At 48.1% G+C, this 13,766-nt stretch carries 12 protein-coding genes; 8 read left to right on the top strand and 4 right to left on the bottom strand.

What is annotated here, in order from left to right:
- Positions 1 to 192: 192 nt before the first annotated feature.
- The 4 genes from DZK30_RS08850 to DZK30_RS08835 form a co-directional block, all read right to left on the bottom strand.
- The gene (locus DZK30_RS08850; RefSeq protein ID WP_162902961.1) at positions 193 to 1,827 is read right to left on the bottom strand and encodes a tetratricopeptide repeat protein; all 1,635 of its coding nucleotides are present in this window, start codon (positions 1,825 to 1,827) and stop codon (positions 193 to 195) included.
- A gap of 107 nt (positions 1,828 to 1,934) precedes the next feature.
- A complete protein-coding gene (locus DZK30_RS08845; RefSeq protein ID WP_118973766.1) occupies positions 1,935 to 2,861 on the bottom strand; it encodes a PstS family phosphate ABC transporter substrate-binding protein in 927 nt (308 codons plus the stop codon).
- 136 nt (positions 2,862 to 2,997) lie between these two features.
- Complete coding sequence (locus tag DZK30_RS08840; RefSeq protein WP_118973765.1) at positions 2,998 to 3,561, bottom strand: DNA-3-methyladenine glycosylase I; 564 nt, start codon at positions 3,559 to 3,561, stop codon at positions 2,998 to 3,000.
- Between the two features lie 23 nt (positions 3,562 to 3,584).
- Positions 3,585 to 4,778 (bottom strand): pyridoxal phosphate-dependent aminotransferase, encoded by a 1,194-nt coding sequence (locus DZK30_RS08835; protein WP_118973764.1) that lies wholly within the window; start codon positions 4,776 to 4,778, stop codon positions 3,585 to 3,587.
- Between the two features lie 232 nt (positions 4,779 to 5,010).
- Here DZK30_RS08835 and DZK30_RS26485 point away from each other — a divergent pair, with 232 nt between their 5' ends.
- From DZK30_RS26485 to rfbB, 8 genes are all read left to right on the top strand, one after another.
- On the top strand, positions 5,011 to 5,142 hold the full coding sequence (locus DZK30_RS26485; RefSeq protein WP_262706890.1) for a hypothetical protein: 132 nt from the start codon (positions 5,011 to 5,013) through the stop codon (positions 5,140 to 5,142).
- Between the two features lie 30 nt (positions 5,143 to 5,172).
- Positions 5,173 to 6,057: a T9SS type A sorting domain-containing protein gene (locus DZK30_RS08830; protein ID WP_118973763.1), complete on the top strand. Its 885-nt coding sequence runs from the start codon at positions 5,173 to 5,175 to the stop codon at positions 6,055 to 6,057.
- Positions 6,058 to 6,266: 209 nt separating this feature from the next.
- Complete coding sequence (locus DZK30_RS08825) at positions 6,267 to 6,695, top strand: FKBP-type peptidyl-prolyl cis-trans isomerase (protein ID WP_118973762.1); 429 nt, start codon at positions 6,267 to 6,269, stop codon at positions 6,693 to 6,695.
- Between the two features lie 105 nt (positions 6,696 to 6,800).
- On the top strand, positions 6,801 to 7,499 hold the full coding sequence (locus DZK30_RS08820) for a MotA/TolQ/ExbB proton channel family protein (RefSeq protein WP_118973761.1): 699 nt from the start codon (positions 6,801 to 6,803) through the stop codon (positions 7,497 to 7,499).
- A gap of 126 nt (positions 7,500 to 7,625) precedes the next feature.
- Positions 7,626 to 8,657, top strand: a complete 1,032-nt coding sequence (locus DZK30_RS08815) for a glycosyltransferase family 4 protein (protein WP_162902960.1) — start codon at positions 7,626 to 7,628, stop codon at positions 8,655 to 8,657.
- A 42-nt stretch (positions 8,658 to 8,699) separates the two neighbouring features.
- Entirely contained in the window at positions 8,700 to 10,025 is a 1,326-nt protein-coding gene (locus tag DZK30_RS08810) for a UDP-glucose dehydrogenase family protein (protein ID WP_118973759.1), read from the top strand.
- A gap of 178 nt (positions 10,026 to 10,203) precedes the next feature.
- The gene (locus DZK30_RS08805) at positions 10,204 to 12,621 is read left to right on the top strand and encodes an SLBB domain-containing protein (protein WP_118973758.1); all 2,418 of its coding nucleotides are present in this window, start codon (positions 10,204 to 10,206) and stop codon (positions 12,619 to 12,621) included.
- A gap of 79 nt (positions 12,622 to 12,700) precedes the next feature.
- Entirely contained in the window at positions 12,701 to 13,762 is a 1,062-nt protein-coding gene (rfbB, locus tag DZK30_RS08800) for a dTDP-glucose 4,6-dehydratase (RefSeq protein ID WP_118973757.1), read from the top strand.
- Positions 13,763 to 13,766 lie beyond the last annotated feature (4 nt).

Here is a 13,766-nt window from a genome sequence, read left to right as displayed (position 1 = left end):
AAGAGAGCTGCCCTCAGTAAAAAGGGCAGCTCTCTTTATCGGCAATCAACCTTAAATGACTATCCGGATATAGGAAACAGGATACAATTTGCTCCTAAATAACGGTTGCTGAGCTTGTCGAAGCACCATCTTTGTCCTTTCGACAAGCTCAAGGACCGCCTTTGTTTCCTATACCCGGATACTTAGATAAACTTATTTCCTGCCGGCGCTTTTACCGCCAGTAGCGGGTTTGGCATTTTTCGGCTTAGCATAAAAATCTTTAACCTGGTTTGCAAAAGTATTGGTAGGCTCGATCTCGAGGATCTTGTTTACATACTCCATTGCGTCTTTCTCGTTACTGCTGTTATAGTAATAGTAAGCCAGGTATTGGTAAGCCCTCATCAGGTCGACTTGTTTGTGCTCGTAGTTATTCTTGTTGAAGGCCAACCAGTCTTTGTAAGGTTGAACGGCGCCACCGGTTTTGGCGGCATCATCAACAGCTGCAGCTACGTTACCGATCCACAGGTAACCGGAACCTTCATCGGGATATTTGGCTTTCAGACCATCGAAAGCTTTGGCAGCTGTGGTATAATCTTTAGCGAGGTAGGCATAATAACCCCAGTAGAAATAGTCCAGGGCAGCGGTGCCGGGATTATCGGCAACAATCCTGCCGTACCAAATGCTGGCTTTATTGTATTCTTTGGCATCTTTGAAGCCCTCTGCAATTGATTTATACAGCTCGGTCTTGTCTTTGGATGTATCTGCCGTGATCACTTTATTAAAATAGTAGTCGGCGCTATCGCTATACATCTTGGCATGAACGGTATCAACGCCACTCATGGCGCTCATGATCTTACCGGTATAGATATAATCGTCGGCAATGATCTTAGCCGGGTCCTGCTTGCTGTAAAAAGTGCGCATGTTGTCCATGGCTTTCTGGTAGTCCTTGGTTTCGTAAGCGCTGTAGGCGATCAGGCGGTACAGATAGGTTTTCTGTACACCCTTGCCTATCAGCTCCTGGATCTTGGCTTGCGCTTCAGGATATTTTTTGGACAGGAACAGCAGGTTGGCATAAGTGATCTGGTCGTCGATAGACTTATCGGACAGTTCCTGGAACTTTTCGATATTGGTCAGGGCCATATCGTATTTGCCGGCCCGCTGGTAAGCGTCGGCCAATGACTTATACGGCAGCGGGTTCGACGGATCGGCATCTTTTGCCTGTCCGTAGCTCTTCAGCGCGGCATCGTAGCTATGGGCCTGATACCAGAGATCGCCTATTTTGGAATAAGCCAGTGAATTGTTGGTGCCTTTTTCAACTGCTTTCTCGTAAGCGTTCATGGCTTCGCCACCGCCGCTGCTCAGCTTCAGGTAGGCATCGCCCAGGCCGATATATGTGCTGGCGTCGCCACCATTGATCTCGATCACTTTTTTATACCAGGCAATGGCATCGTTGGCATTGCCCCCTTTGGTATAGGTGATGGCATCGGCAGCTGCTTTGTATTTTTCCCAATCTTTCTTTTTGGCTTTGTCGATGATCGCCAGCAATACTTTAGCGGCCTCATCTTTCTTGCCCTCCTGGAAAAGCACACGGGCTGTACCGGCCTGATTGTGGAAATCGTCGGGATACTTGGCAAATACGCTACGGGCTGCTGCATTGTTTTCCAGTTCCAGCTCGGCAATACCTAAATTATAGTTAGCCAGCGGATCTTTTGCCGCCAGGGGTTCCAGGGTTTTCTTCGCACTCTCAAAACGGCCGTAGTTGATCATTTTTTCGCCGTCCTGAACCGACTGTGCGTTCACGTTAAAAGCAAAGGCTGTCGCCACTGCTATCGCAATTAACTTGTTCATTGTTGTTCTGATATTTATTATGGAGTAGTTTTTTACTTATAATTAATGAATTGACTGATTTAAAATGACAACAGGCTATTAAAACAACGCAGCGGTCATATTGTTTGTTATTTGATCTCCGCTTCCCTAAGACGCAGCGCGACCCTCAATGGTACTAAGCGCGCTTTCAAAAAGATTAATTGTCCGGCCTGATTGCTGAGAAAATTAGCGAATCCTGCACCCACACCATTCCAGGTATCCCTGGTAATGAAGTACATAGTACGGTGCAAGGGGTATTTTTTTTGTGCGATCCAGGCCTGATAGGGCTGGTAAAAGCCGGTTACAGCAGTATCATTCTCGTTTTTAAGGGATGCGACCCTGATGTTTTGCTTAAAGGCGCCTGCAGGATCGGTGCTATTCTCATCGTAAACATGGCTAACGCCCACAAATCCAATGGCATGCTCATTTTTGGCCACATAATCGATCACCGAGTCATTGTTACGCACGGCGTAGGTATTAGACGGTAATTGTTGCCCGGGGATTAATGAGTCCAGCATATATCTTACGGTTCCCGACTGGGCATTGTCAAATACTACTGTGTACTGGCGTGCAAATTTCCCCAGCAGGATCTGTTTCAGCTGGCCCAGGGTCATAAAGCTGTCGGGCGAAGCCGGGTTGACCACCACTGCAATAGCATCCATAGCTATGCCCAGCGATTTGAAATTGATATCGTTGTTCTTATAAGCTGTTTTTTCGGCTGGTGTAAGGTCGCGCGAAACAACGATCAACCTTGCGCTATCTTTGTAGAGGTCCTCAAAACACATCTTTTCCGTCTTGTAAGTGGCGGTAATGTGTGCTTCGGGATAGGAAGAATCGAACACATGGAGCTCCTGCGACAGCACGGGCATATAGCTTTCGTCCACTGCGATCTGTATACGACCCCGTGTGGTCGTTTCTTTTTGCTCTGCAGGCTTATTGCCTTCAGAGCAGGCCCCGAGCCCCGATGCGATAGCAACTGCCACGACACCTAAACTAAAATATGTACGCAACCGCATAACTGCAATAATACAGGTTATTTAAAAGAGTTGAAAAATTTCAAATAAAGGTGTAACAATTAATTAACATTGATTAACAATAAGTTGTAAGGGTTGCTCCTTGTTATGATGCACCTTTTTTCATATTCCATAAAATCTATTGCCGCCGGTAGCAGGAACAGGTGGTTAAATGATCATTGACCATTCCTGCGGCCTGCATAAAGGCATAGCAGATGGTGCTGCCGACAAATTTAAATCCCCGCCGGCGCAGGTCGATGCTCATAGCATCGGACTCCGGACTGGTGGCCGGGATCTCGCCGGTTGCTTTTCTTTTGCCATCCAGCGTCCTGCCGCCGGTAAACTGCCATATATAGTGTGCAAAGGAGCCAAACTCCTTTTGCACTTCCAATAGTCGCTGCGCGTTGGTAATGCTCCCTTTGATCTTAAGCCGGTTGCGGATGATACCAATATCCTGTACCAGCAGCTCCAGGCGTGCATCGTCGAAACGGGCGACCTTTTTATAATCAAATCCGGCAAAAGCCTTGCGGAAAGCCTCGCGTTTATACAAAACGGTTTTCCAGCTCAGGCCAGCCTGAAAAGCATCCAGCACCAGGAATTCGAACAGCTTCCGGTCATCGTGTACGGGAACACCCCATTCCTCGTCGTGGTAACGTATCATTAAAGGATCGTTGCCCGGCCAGATGCAGTTTTGCTGTGCCATATTCCTTGCTTTAGGCGTCGCGGTTACTTATTGTTATAGGCTTTGAGGGCCGCTTCGAGGCAGTCCATTGCCTTATTGATCGCTTCTTCGTTAAGCACGTAAGCCAGCCGCACCTCATTTTTGCCCAGCCCCGGTGTGGCATAGAAGCCACTGGCCGGTGCCATCATTACCGTAGCGCCTTCGTGCGTGAAAGATTCCAGCAGCCATTGGCAAAAGCTTTCACTATCGTCGACCGGCAGTTTTGCCATGGCATAAAAGGCGCCTCCGGGATTGGGGCAGGTTACGCCTTCCATGGCCTGAAGCCTTTTTACCAGCAGGTCGCGGCGGGAGGCATACTCGGCCAGTACCGTGTCGAAATAGTTATCGGGGAGGTCGCAGGCGGCTTCGCCCAGGATCTGTTCGAAGGTGGGCGGGCTCAGGCGGGCTTGTGCAAACTTCAGCACGGCATTCAGCACCGCTTCGTTGCGGGTAACCAGGGCGCCGATGCGGGCGCCGCAGGCGCTATATCTTTTGGAGATCGTATCCAGCAGCACCGCATGTTGTTCCAGACCTTCGAGCTGCAGCGCAGAGGTGTGGGTCTGGCCATCGTAGCAAAACTCACGATAAGCTTCATCGCTGAAGAGGAACAGGTCGTGCCGGAGGCAGATGTCGCGTAATACTTCCAGCTCGTCCTTGCTGTACAGGTAGCCTGTAGGATTGTTGGGGTTACAAATGAGAATTGCTTTGGTACGCGGCGTTACGGCTTTTTCGAAGGCCTCGATGGGTGGCAGGGCAAAATTCTCCTCAATGGTCGAATTAATAGGCACTACCTTGATCGCAGCCGATACGGCAAAGCCGTTATAGTTAGCGTAAAAGGGCTCGGGGATAATCACCTCGTCGCCGGGATTGAGGCAGCTCATGAGTGCAAACAAAATGGCTTCTGAGCCTCCCGTAGTTATGATGATCTGGTTGGCGTTTACCTGTACGCCACGCTTGGCATAATAGCCCGAAAGTTTTTGCCGGTAGCTTTCAAAACCCTGACTGGGACTATATTCCAGCACTTTTACGTTGGCCTGGTGCACGGCTTCGATAATGCTGGGCGGCGTTTCGATATCCGGTTGGCCAATATTAAGATGATATACTTTAGTGCCTTTTTTCTTTGCTGCATCAGCATAAGGCGTAAGCTTGCGAATGGGGGAGGGCGGCATTTGCACGCCGCGGTCAGAAATGGTTGGCATGGCGCAAAAGTAGGTATTTTGAATAAATCGGTATCGCTATTATTCGGTTGTCTTCCGCAACGATAATAGCCCTTTCTCTGCCCATGCGTGACAGGCACTCCCGCATTGTCATGAATGTGTCATTTTTATAAATTGAATACAGCATGCCGTAGTGATGCTGGTATTATCTATAACGATTATCGTCTATGATATAAAACAAACCTTTATCTGAACATCTAAAAACCGGACACTTATGAAAAAGCATCTATTTATCCTTGCCGCTCTTTTGCATGTTTTTGCTGCCGGTAGCTATGCCCAAACCACTTTCACCCCGGTGGGCGCAGAATGGTGGTATGGCGGCGATTGTTTTGACTATGAATACTAGGGTGATTCGGGCATATGGTGGGCGGATCAAATGCAGTCGGCAAAGGACACCACGGTGCTGGGCAAGCCCGCCCGCATGCTCGTATCCACCCGGTATCAGCGATTTGCTTCCAGCAGTACGGTCGCGATCGGCAGGCGCGATACTTTCTATGTTTATAATACGAACGATACTGTATTTGCCTACGATAAGGTTATCGCCAATTTTACCCCACTTTATGTCTTTAATGTTTCGGCAGGTGATACGGTATGTTTGCGGCAGCCCAATTCTTCATTGGGTAGTTCTTCTGTTGTCGGGCCCGAGTTTTGCATTATTATCGATTCGATAAAGCAGGAAGATTATGGCGGGACGCAGCTGATGTCTTACTACAACCATACCATAGGTCCGGACAATAAGCCATCGCTTGGCTGGGGTACGACCAGGCGTGTCAGCGATGGCGGTTTGATCAATGTGGGTAAATACACCGAGAAAATTGGTGGCAACTGGCCAAAGCTAGGCAGCTTTTTCCCGGAGTTCGTGATCGCCAATCCGGACTATTACAAGCGGATCGGTTTCCCCACAGGGACTTTACGCTGTTACAGCGATTCCGTTACAAATATTAAAATGGTGCCACAAGCCTGTGATACGATCATTGTCAACCCACTAAGCATTTCCCCAGTGGCCGAATCGCAATATCGTATCTCTGTATTTCCCAATCCTTCCACCGGGATCTTCCGGCTTACCGTCCAAAAACCGTTGAATGAGGCGCTGGCGCTGCAGGTCGCCGACCTGGGCGGCAGAATCCTGCACAGGGCATTATGGCCTGCCGGGAAAACGGCTCTGGACCTTGACCTGGAGCAGCTGGATGAGGGTATATACCTGCTGGTGTTGCAGGCTAATGGGCAACGTTATTATCAAAAGCTGATCATCGGCCGCTAATGCAGGCAATTTGCTCCGGCAAGCTTTGAAAAGGTTACTGGCGGGCCGGATTTTTTAAATTACCAAAAAATTAATGTACCTAAATCCGCTCTACCAGAGACTTCCAGGTTGTCCCGGGTAGTACCGGCTGCTCCCATTTTGTCTTTTTCGGGATTAAGCGGTAAATTGCAGGCCATTTATATTTTTAATTTTCTCTAAAAAGGATTTTTATGTCAGCAGTAAAAGCGGGTGATACCGTAAATGTGCATTACCATGGAAGATTAACAGACGGAACTACTTTTGATAGTTCTGAAGGCCGTGCCCCGCTGCAGTTTACCGTAGGCGAAGGACAGGTGATCAAAGGTTTCGACGATGCGCTTATCGATATGAATATAGGCGATAAAAAGACCGTTCATATTCCTGTTGACGAAGCTTATGGCCCCACCATGCAGGAAAACCTGATCGAATTTCCCAAAACGGAATTCCCTCCCGATATGAAGCCGGAAGTAGGTGCACAGCTGCACCTGAGCGACAACCAGGGCCGTAATTTTCCGGTAGTGGTAGCAGAAGTAAAGGAAGAGAGTGTGGTACTGGATGCCAACCATCCCTTGGCCGGCAAAGACCTCGTGTTTGAGATCGAGCTGGTAAGCATCGGTTAATCCTGTTAAAATAATGCTTCTTTAAAACCCTGCAGGATGATCCGGCAGGGTTTTAATATTTGCTTTTGTATATTTGCCCGATAGACTAAAACCTGTATCGATCTGATGTCCCGGATGTTTTTCCTGCAAGCGGCCACCGATTCGTTGGCGCCCGCGATACAGCCTGTTACCCAGGCTTCTGAACAACTCTCTCTCTGGTTTCTCCTGAAAGAAGGGGGTGTGCTGATGATCCCGCTGGCATTGTGCAGCATACTGGCTGTTTACATCTTTGTTGAGCGGTTCATTGCTATTCGTAAAGCAGGTAAGGCGCCTGCCGATTTTATGCACCGCATCAGGGAAAAGATCACGGAAGGCAGTATACAGGGCGCGCAGTCTTTATGCAAGAACTATGAAGGCGCCTTGCCGCGGGTGATCAGCAAAGGGATAAGCCGTATTGGCAAGCCCATGGATGCCATCGAGAAATCAATGGAAAATGCCGGTAAGCTGGAAGTATACCAAATGGAGAAGAACCTGGGTGTGCTGTCGACAATTGCTGGCATTGCGCCGATGTTCGGCTTCCTGGGTACCATTGCGGGCATGATCGTCCTGTTTTCCAATATTCAGCATACCAATACTTTCGAGATCGGCACTATCGCGGGTGGTATTTATACCAAAATGGTGACTTCGGCTGTAGGACTGATCATTGGTTTGCTGGCCTATGTGGCCCATAATTACCTGAATGCCCAGATCAACAAAAACGTAAACCGGATGGAGGCGGCCGGCAGCGAGTTCCTGGATATGCTCCACCAGCCGGCGGCAGTGTAACCAACAGTATGAACGGATAAAAACACAGGGTTTAGGCCCTGTGTTTCAGTATAAAAAGAATTCCAATAGACCAGATACTATATTCCCGAACTTTGCGTTAGGAATGCTATAATGTTTAACCACCCCATGTTACATGAAGTACAGTATTTTTACATTCTGATTGCTTTTGCCTTGTCCCTGCTTGTCCACTACCTGGTGATCGAACTGACCCACAGGAAAGGTATTTTCCTGGACGAGCATGATAAAGTACAGAAAATGCATGCCATACCGACGCCCCGCATTGGTGGGCTGGGTATTTTTCTTTCCTCGATGTTCATGTTGAACGATAGCCAGGGTGGGTACTTTATGCTGGCGTCCATCCCTGCCTTTATCGCGGGCTTCCTGGAAGACTATTCCGGTCGCATTAGCCCCGAACAGCGTCTGGCGATCATGTGTCTTTCGCCCATTATGGCTTTCATCATGATCCCCGATACCATGCTGACGCAATGGCCAATGGGCCGTGTGCCGGCTGTAGGCGGTATACTGGGTAGCGTTTTCTTTATCATAGCGCTTGTTAACGGTGTCAATTTTACCGACGGCCAAAACGGCCTGGCTTCGGGCACCACGCTCATCAGCTTTCTTACATTGGCGGTACTGGCTTATGTTCTGGGCGATGGATCGCTGCTCTATATTTGTCTTATACTCAGCGTTGCTGTGCTGGCCTTCCTGATCTACAATTTTCCCAGGGGGCGTATCTTTCTCGGCGACGGCGGCGCCTACCTGTTAGGATTTATGGCGGCTATTATTGCTATTGTCACTGTGCAGCGGTATAGCGGCGCTGTGTCGCCGTTCCTATTGCCGGCCGTAGTGATCTACCCGCTTTGGGAAGTGTTGTTTTCTACCCTTCGTAAATCGTTTTTTGATCGTATTTCTCCTTTCCGGTCCGATGATTATCACCTGCATCAGCTTATTTACCGGAACAGGGCGAGGGGTAAAGGATACCGGCCTGCGGTATTTATTCTGCCGGCCCAGGTGGTTACGGCTTTCTTTGTAATTTTGTTGCACAATAGTGCTGCCGGCTTGCTGGGGACCATGTTCCTGTATGTCCTGCTCTATTGTACGGTATATGTTCATGAACGCAGGGTAGATGGTTTAAAGAACAGGATTGCCAGGGCCTGATCGCTGTCGGTTCTGTCGTTTTTTTAATTCCCGGTTTTAAGTATGAAAATAATAGTAGTGGGAACGGGCTATGTGGGCCTGGTTACAGGAGCTTGTCTTAGCGATGTAGGAGCGGAAGTGGTATGTGTCGATATTGATCAGCAGAAGATAGATAACCTTAGAAAAGGAATTTTACCTATATATGAGCCTGGTCTTGAAGAAATTGTGCATCGTAATGCCCAAAAAGGGCGCCTAAGCTTCAGCACCGACATCGCTTCGGACATAGCAGAAGCCGATGCTGTTTTTATAGCTGTAGGAACGCCGGAAGGCGAGGATGGCAGCGCCGATCTCAAATATGTAATTGCCGTGGCCGGGCAAATAGGGGCTTACCTGCAGGACTATGCCGTGGTCGTTACCAAAAGCACGGTGCCTGTAGGCTCTTCGGTCAAGGTCAAGCAGGCGATAGCCGAATCTATGGCCCGCCATGGCCGTTCTGTCCCTTTTGATGTAGCCTCCAATCCAGAGTTTCTTAAAGAAGGCGCGGCTATAAACGACTTTATGAGCCCAGACCGTATCGTGATCGGTGTGGAAAGCGACCGGGCCGCCAAGGTAATGGAACAAATATATAAACCATTCCTGTTGAATGGTTTCAGGATTATATTTATGGACATTCCCTCGGCGGAAATGACCAAATATGCCGCCAATGCCATGCTGGCGACCCGTATCAGCTTTATGAACGACATTGCTAATCTTTGTGAAATTCTGGGCGCCGATATCAACCAGGTACGCAGCGGTATTGGCTCCGACCCCCGTATCGGCAATAAATTTTTATATGCGGGTATCGGCTATGGCGGTTCCTGCTTCCCAAAAGATGTAAAGGCATTGATGAGAAGCGGAGAACAGCACGGGCATCCTTTAAAAATGCTGGAGATTGTGGAAGAGATCAATGAAAAGCAGAAGCTGACCCTTTTCCGTAAACTGTGCCGTATCCTTGGAACAGATCTCACCGGTAAGAAGATAGCGGTATGGGGCTTATCCTTTAAGCCACAGACGGATGATATGCGGGAGGCCCCGTCGATTGCGATCATCAGGGCACTGGTGCATGCCGGCGCTGAGGTAAGAGCCTACGATCCGGTGGCGATGAAGGAAGCAGCAAGACATATCGATTTGCCGGTGACCTACACCGATGATGAATACACCGCCCTGGAGGATGCCGATGCATTGATGTTGCTTACCGAATGGCGCGAGTTCCGGCTACCCGATTGGGACCGGGTAAAGACGCTGATGCGCAGGCCGCTTCTGTTCGATGGCCGGAATATCTATAATGCCCGAGAGTTGGAAATGAACGGTTTTACATATCATTGCATTGGCGTTGGGCAAGGCTGGTAGCGTTAATGCCGCTGAATTCCATTAAGTTAAATGCGAAATTTATATTAATTTTCTGCCCATTCGGCAACCATAATCCGGGCAACGCATGGTTACCAGAAAAAGAATATTAATTTTGCCCACCGCCGGAAACTGCTTCCGGCTATACCTGATTTAAAGTATTATAGATTATTTTGTTACCATGCACATCAAAACACTCCGGATTCATATATTAAAACGACTGTTTGTCCTGCTTTTCCTCCTGGGATGTACCGTTACCGGCTACGCTCAGCAGCCGGCGCCCAAGCAAACCAAACCGGCACAAACCGCGACAACCGACGCTTCAACGACCAGCACTCCAGACCAGGTAAAAGAAGCCAGCGACCAGCATAAAGAGGATAATGGTGAACAGAAGGATAAGAATGCCAGGGAAAGTGATCAGGAGCAGGATAAGAAGCAAGAGAAGAACGAAGAAGTTGAAAAACGGCGCAAAACGGCCGAAGGCATAAAAGGAGAAGCGGGCTTACCTATTTTCGGCAATGAAATATTCAATAATCCGTCTTCATCTTTTGCCCCAGATGCTAACCGGCCGATACCGCAGAATTACATATTAGGTCCCGGCGATAAATTGTCTATCGCTGTAACCGGGAATTCGGTTGTGAGCTTTGCTCCCGTTGTGAGCCCAGATGGCTCTGTTTCTCTGAGAGATTTAGGTAAGGTTTTTGTGGGTGGACGCACCATAGAAAATGCTACTGAGGTGATCAAAGAGAAGTTGCGGACCAATCGTTTTGCAATAGACAGGGGGACGGAGGTTGATGTTACGCTTACCAATATACGCAGCATTCGCATTACCCTTCTGGGTGAAGTCCGTACGCCGGGCGATTATACACTCAGTTCGTTGACAACTGCATTTAATGCGCTCTATGAATCTGGTGGTATTACATCCAATGGAACATTCAGGGGGATCAAGGTGATGCGCAATAATGAGCAGATTGCCCAGATCGATATGTACGATTACCTGCTGAGGGGAGATGTAAGCGCCAATATAGCACTTCAGGATGGTGATATCATTATGGTACCGGAGTATAGGGTAAGGGTGAGTATGGAGGGCGAAGTAAAACGGCCGGCATATTTTGAAGTATTACCTGGTGAGTCGCTGAAGGATGTGATCCACTTTGCCGGTGGGTTTACGGATTATGCTTACAAGTTCAGTATTAAGGCCGTACAGCTTACAGACAAGCAACAGCGACTAAAGGATATCGGTCAAAAGGATTTTGATCAGTATATTCCGCTTAAAGGAGATAAATATACCGTATCCAGGATATATAATAAGTATGAGAACAGGGTTTCTTTATGGGGAGCTGTGTACCGCCCCGGTGATTTCGAGCTAACAGATGGCCTTACTTTAAAAGAATTGATCGCTAAAGCCGATGGCCTCAAAGAGGATGCTTATCTTGAGCGTGGATATATTACCCGGCTTAAGGAAGATAATAGCTCTGCAGTGATCCCCTTCAATGTGAAGGCTATCATAGATGGAACAGCAGAGGATATACTGTTGATGCGGGAAGACGTGATCACTGTCTCTTCGATATTTGACTATACAGATGCTTTTACCGTAAACATCACCGGTAAAGTGCGCGCCGCTGGTACCTTTCCCTATTTCAATGGTATGACCGTTGAAGATCTCATCCTTAAAGCCGGTGGTTTTGCAGATGGCGCCAATATGGTGGAAGTTGAGATCGCCCGCCGAGTGAAAGACAGCGACCGTAAAGCCAAAGACGCCAAACTGGCCAATATCATCAAGGTTGTTATCGATAAAGATCTAAAGTTGGCGGAGTCTAAGTTCAGGCTCGAGCCTTTTGACGCCGTCTCTATTTTTGCTTTGCCCGGATATGTACAACCACAGATGGTAACGGTTGAAGGCGAGGTCATGTATCCCGGAACTTATGCGCTGCTGACCAAGGACGACCGCATCTCCGATTTGGTAGCCAGAGCCAAAGGATTTACCGCCTACGCCTATTTGAATGGCGCTTCCCTGAGAAGAGGCGACTACATCGCAACAGCAACAGATGCAGAAAAGCAGAGCCTGAAGATGCGCCAGTTTGCAGAAAAGCAGATCGATGCCACAAACGGAAAATCCGGGATCGATCTATCCGATCCGACTAAGCGGAATAACTTTGTCGACATAGATCTGGGCTATGTGCTCAAGCATCCCAAAGGGCGCAAAGATCTGATTTTACTGAACGGCGATGTGTTGAACGTACCCCGTGAACTGCAAACAGTAAAGGTATCGGGTGAAGTGTATTCTCCGAAGACAACGGTTTACGTTTCGGGTCAAAACCTTAATGAATATGTCATGCGCAGCGGCGGTTTTACCGACGATGCCCTAAAGAAACATTCCTATGTCGTATACGCCAATGGGGCCAGCAAGGGAACACGCCATTTTCTTTTCTTCCGGAACTACCCCAACATCGAACCTGGTGCTGAGGTCTTTATTCCCAAGCGCAAACCCCGGAAAGAACGGGATGGTACTACATTGGTGCAAACATGGGTGGGATTGTCAGCCAGTGTCGCCTCAATGGCTGCGCTTGTAGTCGCGATCATTAATTCGAACAAGTAGCAATGTTACCTGTCCTTGAACGCTTGTTATTTGATTTTTTATTTATTGGGTGTAGCAGGTGAACCGAACTGATATAACTATGAGAACCGAAAAGACGATTATTATTACCGGCGGAGCTGGGTTTATTGGTTCACATGTAGTGCGACATTTTGTAACCCGGTATCCGCAATATACCATCATTAATCTTGATAAGCTGACTTATGCCGGCAACCTGGCCAACCTGAGAGACATTGAGGAGAAAGAGAATTACAAATTCATTAAAGGAGATATTATAGACGCTGCATTTATTGACCGCCTGTTTGCAGAGCAAAAGCCGGATGCGGTGATACACCTGGCTGCTGAATCTCATGTAGACCGTTCGATAAGCAGTCCTGTTGAATTCGTGATGACTAATGTTGTCGGTACGGTGAATCTGCTCAATGCAGCTAAGGCCTGTTGGAAAGGTGTTTATGATAAGTGCCGGTTCTATCATGTATCCACAGATGAGGTATACGGTGCTCTGACAGGAGACGGTATGTTTACCGAAGAAACCCGTTACGATCCGCATAGCCCGTATTCGGCGTCTAAGGCCAGCTCCGATCATTTTGTAAGAGCCTACAGGGATACTTTTGGTATGGATATAGTAATCTCCAACTGTTCCAACAATTATGGCTCTTTCCACTTTCCGGAGAAGCTGATTCCCCTGGCGATCAATAATATTAAAAATAGTAAGCCTGTACCAGTATACGGCAAAGGTGAAAATATAAGAGACTGGCTTTGGGTAGAAGATCATGTGAAAGCCATCGACCTCATCTTTCATAATGCGAAAGCCGGAACCACTTATAACGTAGGCGGGCATAACGAATGGAAAAACATAGATCTGATCCGGTTACTTTGCAACATTATGGACAGGAAACTGAGCCGTGTGCCTGGTACATCTGCGCAATTGATCACTTTTGTAAAGGATCGTGCAGGGCATGATCTGCGTTATGCCATCAATGCTACAAAGTTGCAGCAAGAGCTGGGATGGAAGCCCAGTCTGCAGTTTGAAGAAGGGTTGGAGAAAACGGTAGATTGGTACCTGGCCAATGAAGAATGGCTGGATCAGGTAACCAGTGGCGCCTACCAAAAATATTATTCGGACCAATATTCAGAAAGCTAATATT

The organism is Taibaiella koreensis, assembly GCF_003545715.1.
Classification (GTDB): Bacteria; Bacteroidota; Bacteroidia; order Chitinophagales; family Chitinophagaceae; genus Taibaiella; species Taibaiella koreensis.
This window is presented reverse-complemented; position numbering and strand designations above follow the sequence as displayed.

Excerpts from the sequence above, each read along its gene's own strand:
- DZK30_RS08850 (WP_162902961.1), bottom strand. The coding sequence starts at position 1,827 with ATGAACAAGTTAATTGCGATAGCAGTGGCGACAGCCTTTGCTTTTAAC.
- DZK30_RS08845 (WP_118973766.1), bottom strand. The coding sequence starts at position 2,861 with ATGCGGTTGCGTACATATTTTAGTTTAGGTGTCGTGGCAGTTGCTATC.
- DZK30_RS08840 (WP_118973765.1), bottom strand. The coding sequence starts at position 3,561 with ATGGCACAGCAAAACTGCATCTGGCCGGGCAACGATCCTTTAATGATA.
- DZK30_RS08835 (WP_118973764.1), bottom strand. The coding sequence starts at position 4,778 with ATGCCAACCATTTCTGACCGCGGCGTGCAAATGCCGCCCTCCCCCATT.
- DZK30_RS26485 (WP_262706890.1), top strand. The coding sequence starts at position 5,011 with ATGAAAAAGCATCTATTTATCCTTGCCGCTCTTTTGCATGTTTTTGCT.
- DZK30_RS08830 (WP_118973763.1), top strand. The coding sequence starts at position 5,173 with ATGCAGTCGGCAAAGGACACCACGGTGCTGGGCAAGCCCGCCCGCATG.
- DZK30_RS08825 (WP_118973762.1), top strand. The coding sequence starts at position 6,267 with ATGTCAGCAGTAAAAGCGGGTGATACCGTAAATGTGCATTACCATGGA.
- DZK30_RS08820 (WP_118973761.1), top strand. The coding sequence starts at position 6,801 with ATGTCCCGGATGTTTTTCCTGCAAGCGGCCACCGATTCGTTGGCGCCC.
- DZK30_RS08815 (WP_162902960.1), top strand. The coding sequence starts at position 7,626 with ATGTTACATGAAGTACAGTATTTTTACATTCTGATTGCTTTTGCCTTG.
- DZK30_RS08810 (WP_118973759.1), top strand. The coding sequence starts at position 8,700 with ATGAAAATAATAGTAGTGGGAACGGGCTATGTGGGCCTGGTTACAGGA.
- DZK30_RS08805 (WP_118973758.1), top strand. The coding sequence starts at position 10,204 with ATGCACATCAAAACACTCCGGATTCATATATTAAAACGACTGTTTGTC.
- rfbB (WP_118973757.1), top strand. The coding sequence starts at position 12,701 with ATGAGAACCGAAAAGACGATTATTATTACCGGCGGAGCTGGGTTTATT.